Below are 23,551 nucleotides of genomic sequence, written 5' to 3'. Positions count from 1 at the left end.
ATTAATTATTTTAATGAAAAATATTCTGCTAATGGACCTAAAGCCAGAGCAGGAAAGAAAGATAGTGCAGCTATTATTGCAATTACAGCAAAAACCATAATTCCGAAAATAGTTGTATCTGTTTTTAAAGTTCCTGCACTTTCTGGAATATATTTTTTATTGGCTAATATGCCTGCAATTGCAATGGGTCCAATGATTGGTATGAATCGGCTCAAAAGCAGCACAATTCCAGTTGTAATATTCCAAAACGGATTGTTGTCACCCAAGCCTTCAAAACCAGATCCGTTGTTGGCCGCACTTGATGTGTATTCATATAACATTTCAGAGAATCCGTGACTGCCAGGATTATTCAGCCAGCCAGTTGCATTGCCGCTGAACCAATAGCCCATCGCTGTATCATTAGCAGCAAAATAAGAAGCCAAAGCAGTTCCAGATAATATCAATAAGGGATGAAGAATAGCAATAAAAGCGGCAATCTTGACTTCACGAGCTTCTATTTTCTTTCCTAAAAATTCAGGTGTTCGACCTACCATTAAACCCGAGATGAATACCGCCAAAATGATAAAAATGTAAAAGTTCAGCCATCCGACACCGCAGCCACCGTAAAATGCATTGACCATCATAGCCAATAATTGCATCGCTCCTGACATAGGCATTGAACTATCATGCATACTGTTTACCGAACCTGTAGAAATCACTGTTGTAGCAATACTCCAAAATCCCGAAATAGCTGGACCAAAACGAACTTCCTTACCTTCCATAGCACCAGTTGTCTGAGCAATTCCCATTTTTTCGATAGCTGGATTTCCATTCAATTCGGTTATAACAGTTGGAATGACCAATAGTAAAAAACCTAGGGTCATTACTCCGAAAATAATGTAGGCAAATTTTCTTTTCTTTAGATAAAAGCCTAAAGCAAAAATCATTGCAAAAGGAATAATTAATTGTGCCGCCAATTCAATTGCATTGGTCAAATAAGTAGGATTTTCTAATGGATGAGCTGAATTGACTCCAAAAAAACCACCTCCATTTGTACCAATATGTTTAATTCCAATAAATGCCGCCGCTGGACCACGGGAAACTTCGACAGTATCGCCCTGCAAAGTGACAATTTTATCTTTCCCCTCAAACGTCATTGGAGTTCCGCTAAACAATAATGCGACTGCTACAATAGCAGAAAGAGGCAATAAAATACGAGTACAGCTTTTTACGAAAAAATTGTAAAAATTACCTAATTTATCGGTGGTTCTTTCTCGCATCGCTATAAAAACCATTGCTGCCGCAGCCATCCCTGTAGCGGCCGAAACGAATTGCAGGAACATCAACATCAACTGACCTAAATAGGAAAGTCCACTTTCGCCAGAATAATGCTGTAAATTGCAGTTAACTACAAATGAAATGGCTGTGTTAAAAGCTAAATCGGGTGACATTGACGGATTATTATCCGGATTTAAAGGCATTGAACCTTGAAACAACAAGACAAAAAAGCAAAGAAAGAACCAAGCCATATTGACACTCAAAAGTGCTTTCAGGTGTTGCTTCCAGTTCATTTCTTCGGTGGAATTGATACCACTGATTTTAAAAATTAATTTTTCAATTGGATTGAAAATGGGGTCAAAAAGTGTTTTATCTCCCAAATAAACTTTGGCAATATATTTTCCTATTGGAACAGCCAAAATTATAGAAATGATAAAAATACTGATGACGCCAAATAATTCTGTGTTCATAATCTAATTTTATAGAGTTAGTTAAAATTTTTCGGGTTTGATTAAAACATAAACCAAATAGCCAAAAACGATAAGTGCGATAATAAATAGTGTGGTCATAATTTATATTTTTTCAAAAAAATCGACAGATTTAAAACAAATTGCAAAGAGCAAAACTGCTAATGCGAGTAAAAGGATAGTGATTAACATAGTATGAAAATTGAGGTTAGATTTACATTTTTGCAATATGGATTTGTCTGATATACTCATCCTGTAATGATTTTGGAAACAGATTGGAAATTCTGCAATGTTTCATTTCCATAAAAGTGGCTATTGATAAGAGATATACATTAGTAATGGCAATCTTGGTATCATTGCTGCCTGTTTTGAATAATTGTTCAGCAACAGCTAAACATTTTTTTGCCCGATTAATATTCCCAGTAATGATTGCCTTTTTTGTGATTTCGGCAAAGCGTTCTGCCTGTTTGTAAATCGTATTAACTTGATTTTTCATAAGAATGATTTTTATGTTCTTCATCGCTTATGCCAAAATGTGTTCCATAAAAAATAAAAAATCGTAAACCGTTGTTTCTTATGGCATTGTTGTGTTTGTACCAAAAAAAGGCATAAAAAAAGCCTATCAAAATGATAGGCTTTTCTCAAAATGGTAAGATTATATTATTGAATATTGTATTCGTCTAATTTTCGGTAGAGTGTTGCAACGCCTATTTCAAGTAAACGTGCGGTTTCAGCTTTATTTCCTTTGGTGTAATTCAAAACTTTTTGAATGTGCAGTTTTTCGATACTTTGCATTGAAAATGCCGAAAGTGTTTTATTCGATTTATCTGATTGATGTTGTATTTCATAAGGCAGTGCATCCGAAGTTAAAACATCCGAATTACTTAAAATAACCGCTCTTTCAATTACATTTTTAAGCTCCCGAATATTGCCTGGCCAGTGATAGGTTTCTAATTTATGAAGAAAATCATCATCAATTTTTAACGCTTTTTTATTGATCGAATTAGAGAATTTGTCAACGAAAAAATAAGTTAATAATGGAATGTCCTTTGTTCGTTCTCTTAAAGGCGGAATATTTATTTCGAAAATATTCAATCTATAATACAAATCAGATCGAAAACGATGTTCTTCACTTTCTAATTTTAAATCCCGATTAGTAGCTGCTATTAGTCGAAAATTGGATTTTTTAGGCATTGTATCTCCAATTTGGATGTATTCGTTCGTCTCCAAAACCCGCAGCAGTTTTGCTTGTAATTCTAACGGCATCTCACCTATTTCGTCCAAAAAAAGAGTACCGCCATTTGCTTCTTCAATAAAACCTTTTTTGTCTTTTAAAGCTCCAGTAAAAGCTCCTTGTTTGTGTCCGAAGAGTTCACTTTCTAAAATTTCTTTGCTAAAAGTACTGCAATTTAATGCTACGAATGATTTTCCAGCAGAGTGGCTGTTTTCGTGAATAGCTTGTGCAAAAACTTCTTTTCCTGTTCCAGTCTCGCCAGTCAAAAGTATAGTTGAATTTGTTTTTGCTACTTTTTTAGCCAAATCAATAACTTGCACAATCCCTTTGGATTTGCCAATAATGAGATCAAAAGAATATTTATCCGAAATTCTTTTTTCTAACTGTTTTACTTTTTTTTGAAGCTGAACTTTTTCTATTGCCCGGTATAAAAGAGGAATAATTTTATCGTTATCGTCACCTTTTACAATATAATCGAAAGCACCATTTTTCATTGCCTGAACTCCATCGGAAATTTTGCCATAAGCAGTCAGTAAAATCACTTCTGTAAGCGGAAAACCAGCTTTGATTTTTTGAAGAAAATCTACACCATTACCATCAGGAAGCAGTACATCGCAAAGCACTACATCAATATCATTCTGCTCTAACTTCTTGAAACCTGATTTTAAATCAGCAGCTTCAACTACATTAAATCCTTCTGATGTTACAATTCTTGATAGTAAACCCCGTAACTTGTCTTCATCATCAATTATTAATACATTTTTCAAAAGAATAAAGAATTTAATTTGAGTAAAATTAGATATTAATTTTTTAATAAAGATATTAATTGCTCATTGTTTTGGGTTCATTTGACAGATAATACATTGAAAGAAATTTATCCTTCAGAATCTGCATATCTTCACTTACTTTCTTATCCAAAACTTTAGTATAATGCTGTTTTTTATGCCCCGACATTTTGCTCACACTTTCGATAGGAACGCCATTTGTAAGTGTTACAGTCGTTCCAAAAGTATGTCGGGCTATGTGAAATTTTACAAGTTATTATTAGTATACAGTTGTGTTGGAGGCCTGCCATATTGATTTTTAAATGCAAATGAAAAATGAGATAAATCTTCAAAACCAACTTCCAGATAAACTTCAGTTGGTTTTTTCTTTTTATCAGTTAATTGATAGTAAGCCAACTCAAGTCTTTTTTTAGTCAACCATTTTTGAGGTGTTGTATTAAAATGCTTTTTAAAATCTCTATTGAATGTGGATAAACTTCGACCAGTCATATATCCAAATTTTTCCATTGACATATTGAACATAAAATTACGTTCCATAAAATTTATTAGGTCGACTTTACCAGGTTCATCAAAGTTTGCTAATACAGTATCAATATTTTTGTCAATTTCTCTCAAGATGCTAATGGCTTCTGTAATTTTTAATGATGCTATGTTTTCTGGAAATTCTCCTTCTAATTCAAAATAAGGGATCAAAGATGACATACAGCTTTCTAATAAAGGATGATTATCAAAACTGTATATTTTTTGTTCAGGAATACTTTTGTTACGAACATCAATTTTTTCATAGAACTTCTTTAATCGTTCTGTAGATAAGTGCATAACAACTGTTTTATGAGGTTGTCCGTTTTTAGGATAATTAATTATTGTAGCCATTTGATTTCTGGGAATCAAAAAAATATCGCCTGTTTTGAAAAAGTATGTGGTGTCTGCCTGTATTATTTTCGTTTCACCAGAAATAAACCAAATCAGCATGTGGTCATCAAACATCAAGTCAGATTTGAAGAGTTTATCGTCATAACTGGATAGCTTAATGTTTGATGTTATATATTTTGCCTGATATTCCATAACTACGATTGATTAAATTCGTCTTTTTGAGAAAGACCTTATGAGACAAAGATAAAAAATGCCGAATATTGTTTAAAATGTCAAACTGTTATTATTTAAAAGAACAACTAACTCTAAATTTTTATTAGAATCAGCTGTTCTATCATTTATGGTGATCGATTTTAAATTTGAAACACTACACCCGTCATTTCTTCGCTCAAATTCCATAGTTTTTTAGCATTCAATTTATCTAACGAATAAAGTTCTACTCCTGATATCCCAATACTTTCATTATTGACTAATTGAGCAATGTCAGCATCTTCACAATAAACACCACCAATATTTTCAAGTTTTGGACTTGTAGCACACCAAACAGTAGTGGCTGCACCTTGAGGAATTGTTTTTAGATTTGCTGCAATTTCAGGTAGAATGTTACCATCCGCATCCAAGAAACCCATTTTTTGAAACATTTCTATTGATGCTTCTCTAGCTAGTTCTGTTCCTCCAATAGAGCCTGGATGCAAGGAATAGGTTCTTACATTAAACTCTTTTCCACGATTGTCTAATTCAATTGAAAATAAGTTACTTGCAGTTTTTGATTGCCCATAAGCCTGCAAGGTTTCGTATTCACGATTAAGAAAGTTAGGATCATCAAAGTTAAATGGTGCCATTTGGTGTCCTAGAGAAGATACATTTACCACTCTTGCTCCATTGGCATTTTTTAGAGCAGACCATAATTTTGCAGTTAACTGAAACTGCCCAAGATAATTAGTTACTAATTGTGATTCGTATCCACGAATATCTCTACGCAATGGTACCCACATAATACCCGCATTGTTAATAAGCAAATGAAGTGGTCTTCCTGATGTAAGGAACTTTTCAGCAAAAGCATCAATTGATTCAGCATCCATTAAATCCATTGATTCTAATTCTACATTTGCTATACCTTGCAGATTTTTCTTTGCCTTTTGAGTATCTCTTGCTGGTACAATAACAATTGCTCCAGTTGATGCAAGTGTTTTGGTCGTTTCTAAACCGATTCCGGTATGCCCACCTGTTACGATCGCAATTTTGCCTGTAAGGTCAATTCCATTGATTACATCTTTTGCTGTTGATTTTGAGTTAAATCCTGAATTAATTGAATTTTGTAATGCTCCTTGATAATTGTTCTGTATCATTTTGTTACTATTTAAAAGTTATAGTGCAAAATTAGATAGGCATTACTCTTTCGACTTTGTTTAAAATGTCATTTTACTTTGTTTAAAATGTCGAGTATGAATTTACTATTTATAAAATATCTGGATATGCTAACAAAAACTGTACATTAAATTAAGTTACATTTTTATAATTAATTTGATTGTTAAATTCTTCAATAGTTGCATAACTCAAAGCTGAATGTCTTCTTTTTCTGTTGTACTAAATCTCAATATATTCAAAGACTTCTAGTTTCATTTGTTCTTTAGAAATGAGTTTGTTTCCATAAATCAATTCAGTTTTTAAGGATTTAAAGAAGCTCTCCGCTACCGCATTATCCCAACAATTTCCTTTTCGGCTCATACTTCGGGTTATTTTTTTATAGGATTCAAGAACATTTACAAACTTTTTGCTGGCATATTGGACACCTCTGTCAGAATGGAAAATTAAATCTTGCTCAATATTTCGATTTTTAACAGCCAATTTCCAAGCTTCAAGTGTGGTTTACTTCGCCTGTTCGCTATCGCTCGGGTCATCTGTACTCATTCCATCGCTTAAACTCCAACATATATTTTTTTTATCGTACAAATCCATAATAATGTTCTCCATTTATGAACGCTGTTTGGATCGACCATAGCTAATTTAGCAGCCTCACGTTTAGAAATTCCTGTTTTTTCGTTTTGTTTTAAAATCAACAAAACTCTCAAACGCTGACCAATAAATGGAATATTCGCTTTTAAAAATTTTTAAATTCAATATACCCAAAGTATAAAAAAACAGCACACAGACAACACGGATTTAACGGATTTATTAAAAAATCCATTCTAGTCTGTTTTATCCGTGGAATCCTTGGCTAATTTAACTGTTTTGCAAAATGACAAATCACTATTTAGAGCCTGTTTAAGTTTTATTTATTGGCTCTCTTATGACTATTTTTGGCTACAACTTCGTTAAATTTTTATACAATAGCTCTGCTATTTTATAAAAATCTGCCTAACTTCACTCAAAAATCATCTAATAATAAATCTCAAAAATAAAATTTAAACAGGCTCTTATTTTTCAAAAGCGAATGCCTTGGTAAATAAATAAGTCAGTATTCAGCCCTAGCCTTTACATATCAGGCTTTATCCTCTCCCCTCTTTATGGTACATTTCGATACTAAAATTTCGGTAAAATCAACTATCTTGATTTTTTAGCTGACAAAAATTTAGGCCTTTCGGGATTATTAGATAAAATCCATCCTGTTCGGTAAATCCAATCAGTCATTTTATGCAGTTTTGCAAAATCTATATTTTCAGATTCGTCCATTGGTGTATGGTATTGACTATGAAGTACACTGGTAAAAAAAACTGCTGGTATTCCTTTTTGAGCATAAGGAATATGATCGGATCTAAAGTAAAAAAACTCAGGATGTTCCGGTCTGTCCCAAAGTTTATCGAGTTCAAATTTAGGTCCTTCATCATTTGCTTTTTTTGCAGCATTTACCAAATCAGGAGAATTTTGATGAGGATCCGTTGAACCTAAAAGTGCTGCCTGATTGATATCATTTCTTCCAATCATATCACCATTCAATACGGCAATAATATCTTTTTCAGGAACTGTAGGATGTGATGCATACCAGCTTGAACCTAATAATCCGCGCTCTTCGGAACCGTGAAATACAAATAAAGCAGATCTTTTGGCTGGCTGCTTTTTGAATGCCCGCGCAATAGCCAGCATAGCAACACAGGTACTTGCATTATCATCTGCTCCATTGTAAATGGAGTCTTGACCGTATTTTTGCCGCACACCGTCATGATCTTGGTGTCCACTGAAAAGAACAAATTCCTTTTTTAATACAGTATCTTTACCTTCTACTTTTCCAACAACATTTACAGAAGGATACTTATATGTTTCTGAAATTACTTCGGCTGATAAATGGTCGTTTGTATTTTTAAAAAATTCAATCTGATCATTATGAACCCAAAAAGCAGGCATTCTGGAAGGTACCGGTATTTTATCGCGGTAGCCTTCGATTCCGTAAATGCCGCGTTTCATTTGCGGTTCAACCTGCGTCCACGATTTTTCACCCAATTCATCTGCAATAATAATTAAAGCGGCTGCTCCTCTATACGCTAAATCTTCATAATATTTCTGTTTAACAAATCCTGGATAACGTCGTTCGAAAAGTGAAATATCATCCGAAATTCCATCTTTCGAAGCTATTAAAACGACCGCTTTTCCTTTTACATCAACTTTTCTAATTTCTTCTGCAGAAATTTTTCCTAAATAAAGTAATGGAGCCTCAACTTTGCTGGCTGTTGTTTCGGCAATCAAGACTTCGCTCCATAACTTAAATTCTTTTTGCCCAATTCTAAACTTGGTGTAATTGGTAACCTGATGTCTGTACAAATCGAAAAACTGAAAAAAAGTTCCATCGTCTCCTGCAGGCGACATTCCAGATTGTTTTGCTTTTTCTGCAAGCCACACAGACACTTTTAATTCGTCCAAGGTACCTGCTTCACGTCCATTGAAGTGATCTCCAGCCATTTCGTACATATCTGTTTTAAGATCTTGTACAGAAATTGCCGAAACTAAAGGTTTTTTTACTGCCTGCGAAAAAACTGCAATGCAATAGAAACTAAATAATATAAATAACTTCTTTTTCATAATTAAATCAAATTAAAAATTAGGATAATTTTCTTAAAAAAAGAAGGACTTGAAAAAGAAACAAATCTATACTTTTTATAAATATTCTTCAATAAAAAAATGCTTTTTTTATTATATTCTGCTCAATTCTCAACAAAAACAAGACTTAACCTACACTATTATAAATACCATTACAACCCGTCATTAAATGTTACACAAAATAAAGTGCTTAATTTTTACAATAATTTAATATTTTATTGATAAACTATTAAATTAATATTTCTAAAGAGGTATTCTAGATAAATAATCTTCGTTTGAAAAAAAATAAATAATATTGCTGCATTGATTTTAATTAAAAAATGGCTCAAAATTCAAATATTGACGAGAATAAAATTCTTCTTGAATTATCTCAAGGAAGTGAACTTGCTTTTACAAATATTTACAATCAATACAAAAATATTGTGTACTCGACTGCTTTTAGAATCACAAAATCAAAAGTACAATCGGAAGAAGCTGTTCAGGATATCTTCTTGAAAATCTGGCAGAACCGCAAAAATTTAACCGAAATAAACAATTTCGAAAATTATATCTATATAATTTCTCGCAATCATTTATTTAATTCGATTAAAAAAATTGCCAGAGAAGCAAATATGATTGCTGAAATCAATCCAAACGAAAATAGTTTTATCGATACTGATAATAATATTAAAGACGAACAATACAATACGATCTTAAATCAGATTGTAGAACAGCTTCCTCCACAGCAGCAAAAAGTCTATAAAATGGCTAAATGGGACGGATTAAGTCATCAAAAAATTGGTGAACATTTGGGAATCTCAACAGAGACGGTAAAAAAACACATGGCTCAGGCTCTGAAATTTGTACGTCTTAAAATTTCTCCTTACATGAATATATTCATGACAATCCCTTTATTTTTCAAAATATAGTCTAAAGTTTTTTCTTTCAAAAAAGCCCTATTGGTTGTTTTTTGCATTTTTTTTTACTTCTCACTACTCCCCCCCTCTTTTTTAATGGTCTTTATATAAAAGGGGCATTAAAAACATGCCTGCCCCTCTAAAATTGGAAGGACTTAAAAAAAAAAAAAAACTATCATTTACGAACAAGTACTAATTTAATTAACGAAACAAATGCAGCAAAAAAATTTCGAAGAGTTATTTGAAGGCTATCTGCAGAATAACCTATCTGATGCAGAGCAACTGCAAATGATGGAAATAATTCAGCGGGGCACGCATGATGATTTTCTGAAAGAAAAAATTCATGATATGCTGAAAAGAGATTATGTTACAGAAGTAATGGATAAAATGCAAGGAGATGATATTCTTAACTATATCTTATCTAAACCGGAAAGCGAATCTAAAGTTGTGAAATTGAATCCGGGCAGAAGAAGAAGAACAATATTACGATCTCTATTTGCCGCTGCCAGTATCGTTTTACTTATCGCTGTGGGAAATTCATTTTTTTTCAAACAAAAAACTTCAATTTCTGCTCCTGAAATCAAACCTGCTGCAATCGTAGAAAATACGTTAATTGATTTTAGGGGTAAACAATTGGTTCATCTTCCTGATGGCAGTACAGTTTTGCTGAATGACAACAGTAGTTTAAAATACGATCAGAATTCTTTTAATAGCAAAACTCGTGAAGTTACGCTGACTGGAGAAGCTTTTTTTGATATTAAACACAACGAAGAGAAACCTTTTATTGTACATACAGGCAAAATTCAAACTAAGGTTTTAGGAACTGCTTTTAATATTAATGCAAAAAATTCTTCTGATAATATTGAAGTTACAGTAACCCGTGGTAAAGTGCAGGTAGGAGATACAAAAAAAATATATGGTGTGATTACTCCTAATCAGCAGATTAAAGTTAACAAAAGGACTTTTAATTTTGAGCAGAATAATATTAATGCTGCAGCTGTAACTGAATGGAAAAGTAATTACCTGATTCTGGATGATATAAACATGACCGAAGCGATTTCTTTAATTTCTCAAAAATATAAAGTTTCGATTTTAATTCAGAATGAAAAAATTAAGAACTGCCGAATTACAGCGAGTTTCTTGAACGAAGAAAATTTAGATCATGTTTTAAAAGTAATCTGCAGTGTTATAGAAACAGAATATCATTACAATAAAAATGGTTCCATTATTATGGAAGGAAAAGGCTGCGAATAAAAAACAGAAGAGAAAAAAAGCTGACTAACCTCCTACTTAGAACGCTTTTAAAATTAAATATTAACCTTTAAAAAACAGAACAATTAACGAAGACTAAATTAAAAAAGCCATCCAGCTCCTACACCAGATGGCCGAGATTTTTAACAATTAATCCAGTAACCATTAAAAAACAAGCAAATTTATGAAATTACGCTGTAAAACAACCATGTTTGATAAGGAAAAGAAATCTTCTTTATTTCATTTATCAAAAAAAACAATTATGATCATGCGAATCAGCCTCTTCCACATTTTCTTACTGACCTGCGGTACTCATATGATCCTTGCAACCGAAATGAACGGTCAGAACTTAGAATCTATATCTGTTGATATCGAACTTCATAATCAAGATATTAAAACTTTATTTAAAAAAATAGAAAGTAAAACAGGATTACTTTTTGCTTATCAGCCACAAACTATAAAAGATTTTCCAAAAGTAACAACACCAAGAGGCTCCAGAAGTGTCAGTGATATTTTGAATACTGTTTTTCAAGGCAGCAATTTAGTCTATAAACAAGTAGATAAAAGTATAGTCATTTACAAAAAAGAAAACGAAAGTAAACCAGCAAAAGTAAATCGAATCTTAACAGGAATAATAACCGATCAAGCCGGAATGCCTCTATCGGGAGTTACACTTTCCATTCCTGGTACCAATCTTGTTGAAATAAGTGACTACGACGGACAATTTTCATTTGAAATTCCAGATGGAAAGGTTACCATAAAAGTGTCGTACGTAGGATACAAAACACGTGAAATTGCAATTGAAGACCAAACAAAGCTCACAATTAAAATGACATCCGATTTATCCAAATTAGATGAAGTTGTAATTATAGGTTATGGTACTACCACTAAGAGATCTTCAACAGGTTCCGTAGTAAAGATAACCTCAGAAGATATTAAAAAACAACCAGTTACAAATATCCTCCAAACCTTGCAAGGAAGAGCTCCTGGAGTATTTGTAACACAAACTTCTGGTTATGCCGGCAGTGATATCAATATTAGTATCCGTGGGAGAAACTCAGTTGACGATTACAACATACCTCTTTATATAATTGATGGTATTCCATATATTGGAAGTGATCTTAAGGGGCAGGCACAAGAGATAAAAAATTATGTCATTAAAGGTGCTCAAAAAAATACCAGTCCATTAAACATCCTGAATCCAAATGATATTGCAAGTATCGAAATCCTTAAAGACGCTGATGCAACAGCAATCTATGGTTCAAGAGGTGCAAATGGTGTAGTGCTTATCACTACCAAAAAAGGATCATCAGGCAAGACAGAATTTACCATCAATACTAATTCTGGAATTTCAGAAGTAGCTAATAGAGTAAAAACATTAGATACACCTGCTTATCGTAATATGCTGCAAACAGCTTTGACAAATGCTAAAGCGAATCCAAGTAATTCCAGTACGGGTATTGCATTGACAGATTGGGATCCAAATGCTCAGATAAACTGGCAAGATGAGTTAATAGGAGGAACTGCTAATTTTAATGATTTCTCTGCAAGTTTAAAAGGGGGAAATGAAACAACTAACTTTCTGTTAAGCGGTGCTTATCATAAAGAAACTACTGTTTTACCGAATGATTTTGGATACAACAAATTCTCTACCAACTTTAATATTAATCATACTACTCTAAATAAAAAATTAAAATTAGAAGCTACAGTTATGTTTGCTACTGATAAAAACAAGCTTCCTTTTTTCGACATCACTAATTATGCTATTACAACTGCACCAAATCACCCCATTTATAATGCAGACGGTACTTTTTACTGGGCTGCTACTTATTTGAGTGACATTAATCCATTAGCAGCTTTAGGTAAAAGGGTAGAAGACAAAGGAAGTAATTTAATTACCAGTTTTAATATTAATTACAAAATAGCAAAAGGATTGTCTTTTAAAACAGATTTTGGATATGGTTTTACCGAAATGCTTTCAAAACAGACATTGCCTGCTACTGCAAGTAATTATGCTTATTACAATCTTAACAAACTCAGCGTAAACAACTTACGCTCTTATACAGTATCAAACAATAATGCCAGTAATTTTACTATCGACCCACAATTGAATTATGTAACTTCTTTATGGAAAGGAAACCTGACTGCTTTGGCTGGGATGTCATACCAAGACAGTAAATCAGAAATGCCTTCATATGTATCCACATCTGGTTATAGTTCTGATAATCTTATCGGGTTTACGGGTACAGCTGCAACAGTAACTTCTAATAATGGTTCTTTAGAATATAAATATGTATCAATGTTTAGCCGCTTGAATTATAACATAGCAAGTAAATATATTTTGAATGCAAATTTTAGAAGAGATGGTTCTTCAAAGTTTGGACCTAATAATAAGTACGGAAATTTTGGTTCTGTAGCTGCCGCCTGGGTATTTTCTGAAGAAGATTTCATAAAAAAGGATACATGGTTAAGCTTTGGTAAACTTCGTACCAGTTATGGAGAAGTGGGCAGTGATGGTACTCTCAATTATGGATTTTTAGATACCTTTAGTGCTGCCACCTATGGAAACGGTAATGCTTCTTTGTCAGCGACAAGACTAGCGAATCCTAATTATCAATGGCAAGTATCGAAAAAATTTGAGACGGCAGTGGATTTAAATTTCTTAGACGATAAAATTTCATTTACCGCAGCTTTCTACAGAAATATAACCGGCAATCAATTAGTTGGCTACCCGATAAGTGCTCAGTCAGGATTTACTTCTTACGCTGAAAATATGGGAGCAAAAGTTGAAAATAAAGGATGGGAATTTACGCTTACTACAAACAATGTTAATACTAAAAACCTAAATTGGAGCAGCTCATTTAATATTTCAACCAATTCCAATAAGTTACTAGCATTTCCAGGCATAGAATATACTTCTTATTATAGCCAATATGTTGCTGGGAAACCATTAAACAGTATGTATATATACAAGTATACTGGTATACAAAATGGAATTCCTCAATTTGAAGATGCTAATGGAGATGGAAAAATTAGTACAGGACTAGCGGCTACCGGTGCGGGAGACAGACAATATTTAGGAGCAACAACCCCAAAATATTACGGAGGAATATCAAATTCAATCAGTTATAAATCATTTTCTTTTGATTTTCTATTCCAATTTGTAAAACAAACCGGAAGAACTTTAATGACTTCAATAGGAGTGCAGCCCGGTTATCCGTATGGTTTGGCTAATTTTCAGACTGATGAATACAACGATTATATAGCCCAGGGAAATACCTTAAGTTCTAATTACCTGCCTAGCTATTTTAATTACTTAGGTTCAGATGCTACTATAGTAGATGCATCTTACATCAAACTTAAAAACGTAAGTGCTTCTTATATCATTCCTTTAGATCAAAACATGCAAAAAGTAATTAAAAATCTGCGTGTATCCCTGCAAGGGCAAAATTTAGTAACCTTCACTAAATATAAAGGATTTGATCCTGAATCTCCAGGTTTAGTTTTACCTCCGATGCGTACCATAACTTTTGGAACTCAGTTAACCTTTTAAACCTAAAAACATGAAAAATAATTTTATAAAACACACTTATATATTTTCGTTTTTTCTTTTGATAGGATTAACGAGCTGCGATAATTTACTAGAAGTTGATGTTCCTTCAGAGCAATTATCTGCCCAAACCGTATATGCTTCAGAACCTACAGCAGAAGCAGCTGTTAACGGAATTTACCAAAGTATGGTAAAGATAAGCTACTATAATTCTTTAAATATTGTTCTTGGACAAACATCAGACGAATTCATACCAAAGACATTACTTAGCAGCGTTTATACTACCAATGAGATTATAGATACTGATTCATCTATAAGTACGATGTGGACAGAATTCTACAAAACCATTTTTAATGCCAATAACGTTATTGAAGGTATTAGTGGAAGCACGACACTCACTCCTGCTAAAAGCAAGGAATGGATTGCTGAAGCTAAGTTTTTAAGAGCCTATAACTATTTTTATATGACTAATCTTTGGGGCGACATCCCTTTAGTACTAAGCACAAATAAAGATATATCTGCACTGGCGCCGCGTAATACGCAAGCTGAAGTTTACAATCAGATTATTAAGGACTTAGAAGAGGCATCAGCTGACCTTCCTGCAAATTATGATAACTATACGGCACTACGTATCAGAGCAACAAAATGGGCTGCTCAAGCCCTGTTAGCAAGAGTCAATCTTTATTTAGGAAAATGGACCGAAGCATCAGCAAACGCAACTGCTGTAATCAACGAAACCGGAACTTACAAGATGATTACCGGTCTCTCAAGTACTAATAGTCCTTTTATTGCAGATAATAAAGAAGCTATTTTACAAATACCTTATTTTAATTTTACTTATAGTTATGAAGGTTCAGTATTATTTACAACAACTGGTACTTACATGCTTAGAAATGGAAATACCCTTTTTGAGACTGGTGATGATCGAAAAACAAAATGGACAGGTACAACAACAGTAAGCGGAGTGACGTATGTAATTCCAATAAAATATAAAAATGCTTATACTGCCACCCCTGTAGAACGGTCAACTATACTTCGATTGGCTGAACTTTATTTAATTAGAGCCGAAGCCAGAGCAAAATTAAATGATATTACTGGGGCTCAGCAGGACATTAATGTTATCCGAAACAGAGCTTTACTGCCTTCAACTGCTTTAACAGATCCTACTCAACTATTAGATTTAATTTCTCTGGAAAGACAACGCGAACTTTTTGCAGAAAATGGACACAGATGGCTAGATTTAAAAAGAACTGGAAAAATTGACCAGGTTCTTAGTACTACAGCTGGAAAAATATGGTCCTCTACAGACAGCCTATATCCAATCCCGGAATCGGCCAGACGTTCAAATCCTTTCTTAACTCAAAATCAAGGATATTAAATAATAAATTACGCAAGAATGTATTTTTAGTAAAAATACGTTCTTGCAATTTTATAAAACACTATGGAAACAACAACAATTGTAAGAGTTGAGGACTTGTCGCATCAATACAGTAAGGATTGGGCAATACAAAATATAAGTTTTGAAATAAAAGAAAATAAAATCTTAGGTTTATTAGGATCAAACGGAGCAGGGAAGTCAACTACAATGAACATTCTTTGCGGCGTTTTAAACCAGACTCATGGTAATATATTTATTGACGGTATTAATCTAAAGGAAAACCCTGTAGAAGCTAAAAAGCTAATTGGTTTTTTACCACAAACACCGCCTTTACACTTAGATTTAACAGTAAATGAATATTTAATTCACTGCGCAGAATTGCGTCATGTTAAAAAAGAAGATTTAAAAGATGCTTTAGAGAAAGCCAAAGAACAATGCGGAATTTCTCATTTCAGCAACCGTTTAATCCGAAATCTTTCTGGCGGGTACCGTCAGCGTGTAGGTATCGCGCAAGCAATTATTCATGAACCTAAACTGGTAGTTTTAGATGAACCGACCAACGGATTGGATCCTAACCAGATTTTAGAAGTTAGAAAATTAATCAAAAAAATATCTAAAGATAAAGCGGTTATTTTCTCTTCACACATTTTGTCTGAAGTTCAGGCTACTTGTCAGGAAATCAGAATGATTGAAAACGGACACATGGTTTTTGCAGATTCTCTGGAAGCTTTCAATAATTATATCGAAGCAGATAAACTAACAGCCAGTTTTGAAAATCCTCCGGCAATTAATGCTTTAACTGATATTCCTGAAGTTACGCAGGCTGTATATCTTTCTTCTAAAAAAGTACAGATTACTTTTACCGGAACGCAGGAAGTTGCTGAAAAAATCATTTCCCTAAGTGTATCCAACAATTGGAAATTACGTGAGATTCAATTCGAAAAAATATCACTTGATGAAATTTTCGCTCAGTTATCAAAAAAAGCACCTTCTAAAAACGCTATCCTTCTTAAAAAACAAACAAATGAAAACAATATTTAGAATTGCTAAAACAGAACTTAACACTATGTTTTACTCCCCTGTCGCATGGGTGGTTTTGGTAATATTTTCGATCCAGTCAAGCTGGAAATTCTTCGACTTAATTGAGCGTTTTGAAAAATCGCAGAAATTAGGGAATGGTATGGATAATTTGTCGCAAGTTGTTTTTTCAGGGTTCAGCGGTTTGTATACCGAAATGCAGAATTACCTATACCTGTATGTTCCCTTATTAACAATGGGTTTAATAAGCCGTGAAATCAACAGCGGTTCTATAAAACTGCTGCTTTCATCACCCATAAAAATTAAAGACATCGTATTAGGGAAGTATCTTGCCATTGCTGCTTACTGTTTCCTGTTTGTGTCCATATTAGGATTACAGGTTATTATTGCTTATTTCTCTATCGATAATTTAGATTTAAAATTCGCTATATCAGGCCTTATTGGATTGTATTTACTGGTTTGCACCTACGCCGCCATTGGACTTTTTATGTCTTGTCTTACTTCATATCAGGTCGTTGCCGCCATTAGTACTCTAGTTGTTTTAGCAGGGTTGAATTTTATTGGCAAATTATGGCAGGATATTGCGTTTGTAAAAGACATAACCTATTTCCTTTCTATCGCCGGCCGTGCCAACGAAATACTGGGAGGCCTTATTATCAGTAAAGATGTATTTTACTTTGTATTGGTAAGCAGTCTTTTCATAGTATTAAGTATCTATAAATTACAAACTGGAAGAGATGCCCAAACCACTTCCAAAAGAGTTTTAAAATATACTTTGCTAATCACTATTGTATTATCGCTTGGATATGTAACCTCAAGAGCTCCTCTGACACTTTATGAAGATATGTCCAGAACCAAAAGCAGAACGCTAACCAAGAACAGTTTGGAAATCGTTGAAAAAATTGAAGGACCAGTAAAGATAACTACCTATGTAAACCTACTAGATTTATATTATTTTATGGCAATGCCTGCTTCTCAAAATCAGGATATTGCCAGCTTCGAACAATATACCCGTTTTTTGCCCCAAACTCAAATGGAATATGTATACTACTATGACACTTCAACAAATACAGCATTATATGCCCAAAACCCAGGACTGAATGACAAACAGCTTGCCGAAAAAATGATCGAGACACAAGGTATAAAACTCGACAAGTTATATTCGCCTGCAGAAATTAAAAAAATCATTGACTTAGGTCCAGAGCAAAACCGCGTAGTTAGAACGGTAGAATACAATGGAAAGAAAACATTTTTAAGAATGTATGATGACCTGTTTAAAATGCCGATGGAAAAAGAAATCTCTGCAGCCTTAAAACGTTTAGTGGTTCCTGCTCCAAAAATTGTTTTTTCAACCGGAAACATGGAACGCAGCGTTGACAAAACAGGAGATAAAAACTACAAAACAGGATTTAACGAAATTACCTTCAGATATTCTCTAATCAATCAGGGATTTGATGTTTCTTCTGTAGATATTAATGCACAGAATATTCCGGATCAGACCAATATTTTAATTATTGCAGACCCAAAAACAGAATTAAGCCAAGGAGCTATAGACCGTATTTCAAAGTACATTGATCAGGGAAAAAATCTAATGATTTTAGCAGAGCCAGAAACAAATTCGACACTGGCTGCAATTACGGATAAATTAGGAATTGCCTTTACAAAACAAGCATTAGTACAAGAAAGCGAAACCAATTCTCCTGATTATTTAGTAACTGAATTTCAGAAAGACATTGACCCCAATGTAATTAAATTCACCCCTAATCCGAAAAATAATCCTATTCCGTTTTTAGGAAGCTGCGGCATAAAAACCATTAAAAATGAAGGTTTTAAAGTAACTCCTCTTTTAAAAACAAACAATCAGCCAGCTTGGGAATCACAGACAGGTATAACATCAGTTTCACCAGAACTGAAAAAACAGCCTTCAGTAACAACGATTCCTCTAGCTGCAGCACTAACTAGAAATATCAATGGAAAATTGCAAAAAATAATTGTGGCTGGTGATGCTGATTTTATGGGAAATGCCGAATTAGGCCGAGGCGGTTCAGGAACATTTCAGTTCGTAACCGATATTTTCAGCTGGTTTAGCAATTATCAATTTCCTATTGATACAACACGTCCGGAAAACATTGATAAAAAGCTGACGATAACAGCCAATCAGGTCTTTATCTGTAAAATTGTCTTCATCGGACTGTTTCCTTTATTGATTATATTAAGCGGTGCATTTATTCTAATCAGAAGAAACAGAAGATAAAAAACCTTCCTTTTGGTGTCGTTGGAAATCATATTTCATTTATTTTTTGCCCCCAATCAAAAAAATACCCTAATTGACTTTTTAACGGCATCAATTGGATAAAAAACAAAAAAATGAATAAAAAAAATATACTATTTGGGATTCTGCTGCTGTCTTTTCACGGTGCATTTTCTCAATTCAAAACCACAATCCCTCTTAATAAAAATGTCACAACAGGCCAGCTTAAAAACGGATTGACGTACTACATTTTACACAACAAAGAACCTAAAGACCGAGCAAGTTTTTACTTTGTTCAAAATGTTGGGGCAATATTAGAAGATGACAATCAAAACGGACTGGCACATTTTCTGGAGCACATGGCATTTAATGGAACGGAACATTTTAAAGGCAAAGGCATTATTAAAATGCTGGAAAAAAACGGGGTAAGTTTTGGAAAAGATATCAACGCTTATACTGCTCAGGACGAAACCGTTTACAACATTAGCAATGTTCCCGTAACCAATGAGACATTAATCGATTCTACTCTTTGGGTTTTGCATGACTGGTCCGGATCACTTTCCTTAACAGATGCGGAAATTGATGCGGAAAGAGGAGTAATCAGGGAAGAATGGAGAACCAGAAGAACAAGTGGTTTCCGTTTAAAAAGCCAGACAGACCAAGTTTTGTATAAAGGATCAAAATACAGTAAACGTGATGTTATCGGCGATCTGAACATCATCAATAATTTTAAATATGCTGCACTTAGAAACTATTACAAAAAATGGTACAGACCAGATTTGCAAGCAGTAATCGTTGTTGGTGATATTGATGTGAAAGTATTGGAACAAAAAGTCAAAACAATATTCTCAGGTATTCCGCTTTCAAAAAAAGCAGCTGTGAGAACATATACAGAAATCCCGAAACACGATGAATTGTATTTTGGAACCGCAGCCGATAAAGAAGCTTCATCAACATCAATTACTTTACAATATATTCAGGATGAACCTTTGATAAAAGACAGTATCGTTACACGTAAGAACGTAATGAATTCTTTTTATACCAGCATTTTAAATAATCGTTTTAAGGAATTACTCTTAAAAAATCAAGGTTCGAGTTTGAATTTAAAAACATATTTTGGACCAATTTCAAGACTAAATACTTCGTTTAATATTACGGCGCTATCAAAAAAAGGAAAAGTACTCGAAGCTTTTGAAGAAGCTTACACAGAAGCGGAACGTTTGAGACGTTTTGGAGCTGTACAGGCAGAATTAGACCAGACAAAAAAGCTTTTTATCAGTTCGTATGATGATTTTCTGAGCAATAAAGATAAAGTCGATAATGATAGCTGGGCAGACAAATTGACTAATTATTTTCTCAAAGCAAAACCCTCACTTTCACCCGAAGATGATTATAAACTCGTTGTGGACATTATCAAAAGTATGACTTTAGAAGAGCTGAACGCTTACGCGAAAACTATTCAAAAACCAACCAATCAGGTGGTTTTGGTAACAGGCTCTGATCAGGATAAAAATGATTTTCCGACTAAAGAAGCTGTTGAAAATGTGATGAAAAAGACTGAAAGCATGACTTTAGTACCTTACACCAAAAAAGAAAATAACACGCCTTTAATAGAAAAAGAATTAAAACCTGCCGCTATTAAAAAAACATTTGATGCAGCTGGCATAAAAGATGCAAAAGGATATGTTCTTGAAAATGATGCGAAAGTAATTGTGCTTCCAACAACATATTCTCAAGATCAGATTGTTTTCTCTGCTTTTTCAAAAGGCGGTAAATCTTTGGTCAAAACAGAAGATCTGGCGTCGGCCGAAATTGCTGCAACACTGGCAAGATCCTCCGGACTCGGTAATTTTGACAACATTGGTTTAAAAGAAAAACTAACCGGAAAAGTGGCGCAGTCTGCCCCTTTTATTGGTGAAAACACACAAGGCTTTCAGGGAAGTTCAAACAAAGCCGATTTTGAAACCATGCTGCAATTGCTTTATCTCTCTTTTGAAGCACCACGCTTTGATGCGAACATCTTTAATATTCTAAAAGAGCAATATAAAAATCGTTTAGAAACCATCAAAAAAGATAATGGAAGCGCTTTTAAAGATGCTGTTGATTTAGCAAATTCAAATAATAACCCAAGAACTTTTTTATTCAACGATAAATTTCTAGAAACGATTGATCTGAAAAAAGCGGAAAACATATACCGCGACCGATTTAAAAACACAGCTGACTTCACGTTTATTTTTGTCGGGAATATTCCAGAATCCGGATTAGAATTAATTCAGAAATACATTGGAAACCTAAAATCAAATCCAGCTCTAAAAGAAAATTTTGCTGATCATCATATTGAACCCAAAAAAGGAAAGACAGTGGTGCATTTCACCCGTCCAATGGAAGTTCCTAAGACAACTGTTTATTTAAACCTAACAGGCAAAACGGAGTACAGTAAAGAAAATGCTATGAGCATGTACATTATCGGCGAATTATTATCGAAGCGTTTTTTACAGACCATCCGCGAAGAAGAAGGCGGTAGTTATGGCGTAAACGTTGGCGGAACTTTAGAACAGATTCCTACACCAACTTTTAGCCTTGCACTGACTTTTGACTGTAATCCTGAAAAACAGGGAAAATTAATGGAAATTATCCGGAAAGAATTAAATGATTTAAAAACGGTTCCGGTTAATGCGAATGACCTGGAAGACATCAAAAAAGCACTTTTAAAAAACAGGGAAGAATCGCTTAAAACCAATTCATTTTGGAACAGTACAATTTATAACAACAGCTTAAATCAAATTCCGTTTTTACAGGATGAAGAATATAAAAATTTAATTTCTAAAATTAATCAGAAAACTATTCAGCAGTTTAGTAAGCAGGTTTTGGATAGTTCCAGCAGTGTTGAAGTAATTATGAATCCTGAAGTTAATCTGGAGAGTAAATAAATTTGAATACTTTTTTTTATATTTAATTAGTCATTAAAGGTTGTCTTTTCGGACAGCCTTTTTTGTTTACTAAAAAAAAGTGCAGTAAGAGCCTGTTTAAGTTTTATTTATTGGCTCTCTTATGATGATTTTTGGTTACAACTTCGTTAAATTTTCATACAATAGCTCTGCTATTTTATAAAAATTTACCTTATTTCACTCAAAAATCCTCTAATAATAAATCTCAAAAATAAAATTTAAACAGGCTCTAAAAGTAAAATTAATTCAAAGTTTAACAGTAAAATATTTTTCAGGTTTAAAGCTTAAAACTACATTTTTCCAAGCAGCACTCTTCAATATTTTATCATTTTATAAAGTTCCCGCAAATACAATCCCAATTCCTGCAATGGTATGAATCTGATTATAATCAATCATTGCATCGCCATATCCGTGAAAAAACTGACCATACCCTTTTAAGTTTCCATATATAGGAAAAGCCCAATCAAACTCAATACTGCCATGATTATTGTCACCAAATCGCAAAGAATGCTGTGCTTTTAATGTCAGCAAATGTTTTTTTAGTCTATAGTTAAAGGCGGCATCAGCTCTGCCCATATAATTTTCGACATCGGGATTTTCATTAGTTTCCATTGCAAACCATGTTCTGATAAGCAAGCTCCAATTTTTATCTTCAAAACCCGATTGCAGGATAAATCGGTTCCAGCTTCTCGTAAATTTATGCCCTTCTCTTCCATTTGACTGATGGTTAAATCCAAAGCCAAGCATCTTTAGTTTTAAAAAATTAATTGTGACAGGATAGTTAAAAATAATCTCGGGTTCATAATTGGTTTCCCTAAATGGTCTTGAGTATTCTACATTATAAACCTGCCAATACGATTTTTGAGTATAGCCCAACCATAAAGCTCCTTCACCAAAGATTCTTTGCGCTAATTTGGTCTTAAAACTAAACTGCATGGCAGCTTCTACATTTTGTAACTGAACTTCCTCAGCTGCAGGAATATCATCCGGAGCTACTTCAAACGGAACTTCTCTTCTATGGCTGGAAAACCGGAACGGCATAATATAAATTGGCTTATATGCCGTAAACAAAAAGGTCTCACTTGTACTGTCTGGTTCTAATTCCCACATTTTTGAAAGAGTTTGATACGAATCCTGTTTCTTAAAAATAGACGAAGACTGCCCCCATAAAGAAGAACTTAATACTAAAAACAGAATCAAAAGCGGTGCTATTTTTTTTGAATAATTTTTCATAATATTTCAATTAATTGTGTGTCATTTTTTATTGGCAGAAGACTGCAAACTTTATATGTTTATTTTAAAACAGCATTCATTATTTATTATTATAGGGTTTTGATTATTTTTTTCCACTTTTGTAAATAGGATATATTAATGATGTAAATCAATTATTGTATTGCCAGTAATAGGGATTTATATTTAATTAAAGTTAATTTTTTTTTTGCAAATAATTTGTATTCCTTTTTATGACTGCCCGCAAATAATACCATGTGTTTTTTCGCCACTGATTACACAGATTCTCACAGATTTCAGTACTATTTTTTAAAATCAGTGGCTAATTCGATCTGTTTGGTATTAGTTAAGAATAGTCATA

At 33.6% G+C, this 23,551-nt stretch carries 16 protein-coding genes and 1 pseudogene; 7 read left to right on the top strand and 10 right to left on the bottom strand.

Translation table 11 applies throughout. The features are described 5' to 3' along the window. Positions 1-5 precede the first annotated feature (5 nt). The 9 genes and pseudogenes from kdpA to IRZ80_RS19700 form a co-directional block, all read right to left on the bottom strand. Positions 6-1,727, bottom strand: coding sequence for a potassium-transporting ATPase subunit KdpA (kdpA, locus tag IRZ80_RS19740; RefSeq protein WP_194643897.1), 1,722 nt, complete (start codon positions 1,725-1,727; stop codon positions 6-8). Between the two features lie 21 nt (positions 1,728-1,748). Beyond that, positions 1,749-1,826, bottom strand: coding sequence for a K(+)-transporting ATPase subunit F (gene kdpF, locus IRZ80_RS19735; protein ID WP_194643909.1), 78 nt, complete (start codon positions 1,824-1,826; stop codon positions 1,749-1,751). 112 nt (positions 1,827-1,938) lie between these two features. After that, positions 1,939-2,220: a hypothetical protein gene (locus tag IRZ80_RS19730; protein ID WP_194643895.1), complete on the bottom strand. Its 282-nt coding sequence runs from the start codon at positions 2,218-2,220 to the stop codon at positions 1,939-1,941. Positions 2,221-2,384: 164 nt separating this feature from the next. Continuing rightward, positions 2,385-3,725: a sigma-54-dependent transcriptional regulator gene (locus IRZ80_RS19725; protein WP_194643893.1), complete on the bottom strand. Its 1,341-nt coding sequence runs from the start codon at positions 3,723-3,725 to the stop codon at positions 2,385-2,387. A gap of 55 nt (positions 3,726-3,780) precedes the next feature. Continuing rightward, positions 3,781-3,987 (bottom strand): annotated as a pseudogene (locus IRZ80_RS19720) (hypothetical protein); the annotation flags it as partial. Positions 3,988-3,989: 2 nt separating this feature from the next. Continuing rightward, on the bottom strand, positions 3,990-4,808 hold the full coding sequence (locus IRZ80_RS19715; RefSeq protein WP_194643891.1) for a helix-turn-helix domain-containing protein: 819 nt from the start codon (positions 4,806-4,808) through the stop codon (positions 3,990-3,992). Between the two features lie 161 nt (positions 4,809-4,969). Beyond that, complete coding sequence (locus IRZ80_RS19710; protein ID WP_194643889.1) at positions 4,970-5,965, bottom strand: SDR family NAD(P)-dependent oxidoreductase; 996 nt, start codon at positions 5,963-5,965, stop codon at positions 4,970-4,972. Between the two features lie 238 nt (positions 5,966-6,203). Then, complete coding sequence (locus tag IRZ80_RS19705) at positions 6,204-6,464, bottom strand: IS3 family transposase (protein WP_194643887.1); 261 nt, start codon at positions 6,462-6,464, stop codon at positions 6,204-6,206. A 696-nt stretch (positions 6,465-7,160) separates the two neighbouring features. Beyond that, positions 7,161-8,630, bottom strand: coding sequence for a M28 family metallopeptidase (locus IRZ80_RS19700; RefSeq protein ID WP_194643885.1), 1,470 nt, complete (start codon positions 8,628-8,630; stop codon positions 7,161-7,163). Positions 8,631-8,968: 338 nt separating this feature from the next. Between IRZ80_RS19700 and IRZ80_RS19695 the strand changes: the two genes are divergently transcribed. The 7 genes from IRZ80_RS19695 (at position 8,969) to IRZ80_RS19665 (ending at position 21,942) form a co-directional block, all read left to right on the top strand. Beyond that, entirely contained in the window at positions 8,969-9,556 is a 588-nt protein-coding gene (locus IRZ80_RS19695; protein ID WP_194643883.1) for an RNA polymerase sigma factor, read from the top strand. A 201-nt stretch (positions 9,557-9,757) separates the two neighbouring features. Continuing rightward, positions 9,758-10,798, top strand: a complete 1,041-nt coding sequence (locus IRZ80_RS19690) for a FecR family protein (RefSeq protein WP_194643881.1) — start codon at positions 9,758-9,760, stop codon at positions 10,796-10,798. 181 nt (positions 10,799-10,979) lie between these two features. Then, a complete protein-coding gene (locus IRZ80_RS19685) occupies positions 10,980-14,348 on the top strand; it encodes a SusC/RagA family TonB-linked outer membrane protein (protein WP_194643880.1) in 3,369 nt (1,122 codons plus the stop codon). Between the two features lie 10 nt (positions 14,349-14,358). Then, positions 14,359-15,723: a RagB/SusD family nutrient uptake outer membrane protein gene (locus tag IRZ80_RS19680; RefSeq protein WP_194643878.1), complete on the top strand. Its 1,365-nt coding sequence runs from the start codon at positions 14,359-14,361 to the stop codon at positions 15,721-15,723. A gap of 63 nt (positions 15,724-15,786) precedes the next feature. Next, positions 15,787-16,764 (top strand): ABC transporter ATP-binding protein, encoded by a 978-nt coding sequence (locus IRZ80_RS19675; protein WP_194643876.1) that lies wholly within the window; start codon positions 15,787-15,789, stop codon positions 16,762-16,764. Beyond that, positions 16,748-19,015 (top strand): Gldg family protein, encoded by a 2,268-nt coding sequence (locus tag IRZ80_RS19670; RefSeq protein WP_194643874.1) that lies wholly within the window; start codon positions 16,748-16,750, stop codon positions 19,013-19,015. The genes IRZ80_RS19675 and IRZ80_RS19670 overlap by 17 nt, the downstream gene beginning before the upstream one ends. Before the next feature lie 113 nt (positions 19,016-19,128). Continuing rightward, entirely contained in the window at positions 19,129-21,942 is a 2,814-nt protein-coding gene (locus IRZ80_RS19665; protein ID WP_194643872.1) for a M16 family metallopeptidase, read from the top strand. A 348-nt stretch (positions 21,943-22,290) separates the two neighbouring features. Here the strand turns inward: IRZ80_RS19665 and IRZ80_RS19660 are convergent, their stop codons facing one another. Next, positions 22,291-23,193 (bottom strand): phospholipase A, encoded by a 903-nt coding sequence (locus tag IRZ80_RS19660; protein WP_194643871.1) that lies wholly within the window; start codon positions 23,191-23,193, stop codon positions 22,291-22,293. Positions 23,194-23,551: the final 358 nt, after the last annotated feature.

It is taken from the genome of Flavobacterium sp. HJJ (assembly GCF_015351475.1).
Taxonomy (GTDB): Bacteria; Bacteroidota; Bacteroidia; order Flavobacteriales; family Flavobacteriaceae; genus Flavobacterium; species Flavobacterium marginilacus.
This window is presented reverse-complemented; position numbering and strand designations above follow the sequence as displayed.

Coding starts and splice junctions, on each gene's coding strand:
- IRZ80_RS19670 (WP_194643874.1), top strand. CDS start 16,748: ATGAAAACAATATTTAGAATTGCTAAAACAGAACTTAACACTATGTTT.
- IRZ80_RS19660 (WP_194643871.1), bottom strand. CDS start 23,193: ATGAAAAATTATTCAAAAAAAATAGCACCGCTTTTGATTCTGTTTTTA.
- IRZ80_RS19710 (WP_194643889.1), bottom strand. CDS start 5,965: ATGATACAGAACAATTATCAAGGAGCATTACAAAATTCAATTAATTCA.
- kdpF (WP_194643909.1), bottom strand. CDS start 1,826: ATGACCACACTATTTATTATCGCACTTATCGTTTTTGGCTATTTGGTT.
- IRZ80_RS19695 (WP_194643883.1), top strand. CDS start 8,969: ATGGCTCAAAATTCAAATATTGACGAGAATAAAATTCTTCTTGAATTA.
- IRZ80_RS19675 (WP_194643876.1), top strand. CDS start 15,787: ATGGAAACAACAACAATTGTAAGAGTTGAGGACTTGTCGCATCAATAC.
- IRZ80_RS19730 (WP_194643895.1), bottom strand. CDS start 2,220: ATGAAAAATCAAGTTAATACGATTTACAAACAGGCAGAACGCTTTGCC.
- IRZ80_RS19715 (WP_194643891.1), bottom strand. CDS start 4,808: ATGGAATATCAGGCAAAATATATAACATCAAACATTAAGCTATCCAGT.
- kdpA (WP_194643897.1), bottom strand. CDS start 1,727: ATGAACACAGAATTATTTGGCGTCATCAGTATTTTTATCATTTCTATA.
- IRZ80_RS19680 (WP_194643878.1), top strand. CDS start 14,359: ATGAAAAATAATTTTATAAAACACACTTATATATTTTCGTTTTTTCTT.
- IRZ80_RS19685 (WP_194643880.1), top strand. CDS start 10,980: ATGAAATTACGCTGTAAAACAACCATGTTTGATAAGGAAAAGAAATCT.
- IRZ80_RS19665 (WP_194643872.1), top strand. CDS start 19,129: ATGAATAAAAAAAATATACTATTTGGGATTCTGCTGCTGTCTTTTCAC.
- IRZ80_RS19700 (WP_194643885.1), bottom strand. CDS start 8,630: ATGAAAAAGAAGTTATTTATATTATTTAGTTTCTATTGCATTGCAGTT.
- IRZ80_RS19690 (WP_194643881.1), top strand. CDS start 9,758: ATGCAGCAAAAAAATTTCGAAGAGTTATTTGAAGGCTATCTGCAGAAT.